The 2,541-nt window shown below is 62.3% G+C and carries 2 protein-coding genes; both read right to left on the reverse strand.

Annotated features, from left to right (window positions below; genetic code table 11):
- Nucleotides 1–2,277 (reverse strand): DNA topoisomerase IV subunit A (parC, locus tag AXW79_RS18285; protein ID WP_063977652.1); only part of this gene is annotated, 2,277 nt, incomplete at its 3' end.
- Nucleotides 2,278–2,361: 84 nt separating this feature from the next.
- On the reverse strand, nucleotides 2,362–2,541 hold a 180-nt coding region (locus tag AXW79_RS18290), incomplete at its 5' end, for a hypothetical protein (RefSeq protein WP_155736675.1).

The following is a 2,541-nucleotide window of genomic DNA, read 5'->3' on the forward strand; positions in this document are numbered from 1 at the left end:
CTCCGCAATCGGCTCGGGACCGGCGGCGGGTTCAATCTCGATGCGGTCTACCCGCTGCAAACCGCGGGGCAGCTTGGCGCCACGGCGGCCGCGCTCGCCGCGGTAGTAGTCGAGATCGGCAGGTTTGAGAGTCAGCTTGCGCTTGCCCGCAAACAGGGTGACATATTGCCCCTGTGGGATAATGGCGGCCATTACCATAAACTCTTCCCGCGCCTTCACGCGAGCCGACGGTATGCTGATGAGCTTGTTGCCCTTGCCCTTGCCGAGCACCGGCAAGGTGTTGAGCGGGAACAGCAGCATGCGCCCTTCGTTGGAGATGGCCATGCAAAGATCGGTCTCTGGCGAGCCAATCTTCTGGGGAGCCATCACCAGGCCACCTTCCGGCACTGTGAGCAGCGCCTTGCCGTTCTTGTTCTTGCCGATGAGATCGTCATAGGTACAGACGAAGCCGTAACCGGCATCGGAACAGATGAGATAGGGTTCCCCCTCGTTGCCCATCACCAGATGACGCACCTCTTCCCCCGCCCCGAGCGCAAAGCGGCCGGTAAGCGGTTCGCCCTGACTGCGAGCCGATGGCAGCGTGTGGGCTTCCAGTGCATAGGTGCGCCCCAGGGTGGAAAGGAACACTGCCTGCTGATTGCTGCGACCGCAGGCGTGGGCAAGATAGCCATCCCCCGCCTTGTAGGAGAGCCCCGCCACGTCCACGTCGTGGCCCTTGGCGGCACGAACCCAGCCTTTATCGGAGAGAATGACAGTGACCGGCTCGCTTGGGGTCAGCTCTTTTTCGGTCAGTGCCACAGCGCTGGCACGCTCCACCAGCGGGGTGCGGCGATCGTCGCCGTACTTCTCGGCATCCGCCAGCAGCTCTTTCTTTAGCAGGGTGTTGAGGCGACGCTCGGAGCCCAGCAGCAGTTCGAGCTTGTCGCGCTCTATGGCCAGTTCGTCCTGCTCGGCACGCAGCTTGAACTCTTCCAGCTTGGCCAGATGGCGCAGTTTGAGCTCGAGGATCGCCTCGGCCTGGGTCTCGCTGATGTTGAAACGCTCCACCATCACCTTGCCCGGCTCATCCTCGGTGCGGATGATCTCGATCACCTCGTCGATGTTGAGATAGGCCACCAGCAAGCCTTCGAGGATGTGCAGGCGGGCCAGCACCTTGTCGAGGCGATACTGAAGGCGACGGCGCACCGTCTCGCGGCGGAAAATGATCCACTCGGAGAGGATCATCTTGAGGGTCTTCACCTGGGGACGGTTGTCCAGCCCCAGTATGTTGAGGTTGACGCGATAGTTCTTCTCCAGATCCGTGGTGGCGAACAGGTGGGCCATCAGCGCCTCCATGTCCACCCGGTTGGAGCGGGGAATGATCACCAGACGGGTCGGATTTTCATGGTCCGATTCGTCGCGCAGGTCGGTGACCATGGGCAGCTTCTTGGCCACCATCTGGGCGGCGATCTGCTCCATGATCTTGGCGCCGGAGGCCTGATGGGGCAGCGCCGTGATGACGATGTCGCCATCCTCCTCGTTCCACACAGCCCGCTGCTTGATGGAGCCCTTGCCGGTTTCGTAGATCTTGCGGATGTCATCGCGCGGCGTGATGATCTCGGCGCTGGTCGGGTAGTCCGGCCCCTGAATGTGCGCCATCAGCGCATCCAGCCCGGCATTGGGGTTGTCGAGCAGCTCGGCACAGGCGTAGGCCACTTCCCGCGCGTTGTGGGGCGGAATGTCGGTAGCCATGCCCACGGCTATGCCTGTGATGCCGTTGAGCAGTATGTGAGGCAGGCGGGCGGGCAGCACTACCGGCTCTTTCATGGTGCCGTCGAAGTTCGGCGTCCAGTCCACAGTACCCTGACCGAGCTCGGAGAGCAGCAGCTCGGAGAAGCGCGACAGCCGCGCCTCGGTATAACGCATGGCGGCGAAGGATTTGGGATCGTCCGGCGCACCCCAGTTGCCCTGACCGTCCACAAGCGGGTAGCGGTAGGAGAAGGGCTGGGCCATCAGCACCATGGCTTCATAACAGGCGCTGTCGCCGTGAGGGTGGTATTTACCCAGCACGTCACCCACGGTACGGGCGGATTTCTTGTGCTTGGAGAGGGCCGACAGACCCAGCTCGCTCATGGCGTAGATGATGCGCCGCTGCACGGGTTTGAGGCCATCGCCGATATGGGGCAGGGCCCGGTCCATGATGACGTACATGGAGTAGTTCAAGTAAGCCTGTTCGGTAAAGGTGCGCATTGGCTGGCGCTCTACCCCATCCAGACTGAGCTCGATAGCATCACTCATGTGATAGTTCTCTTTCGGTTCGGGAGCCGCCACAGGGCGACTCCGGCTAAATGCTTGCTGGCCCTTACAGGGCCAGCCGACGGCTTAGATGATGGCGAGGTTGCCCTTCTCTTCCAGCCACTCGCGACGATCCGGGGCGCGCTTCTTGGCCAGCAACATGTCCATCAGTTGCAGGGTCTCGTCCCCCTCCTCCAGCTCGCCCATGGTGAGCTGCACCAGACGGCGGGTGTTGGGATCCATGGTGGTTTCCCGCAGCTGTTTCGG

It is taken from the genome of Aeromonas salmonicida subsp. salmonicida (assembly GCF_001643305.1).
Classification (GTDB): Bacteria; Pseudomonadota; Gammaproteobacteria; order Enterobacterales; family Aeromonadaceae; genus Aeromonas; species Aeromonas salmonicida.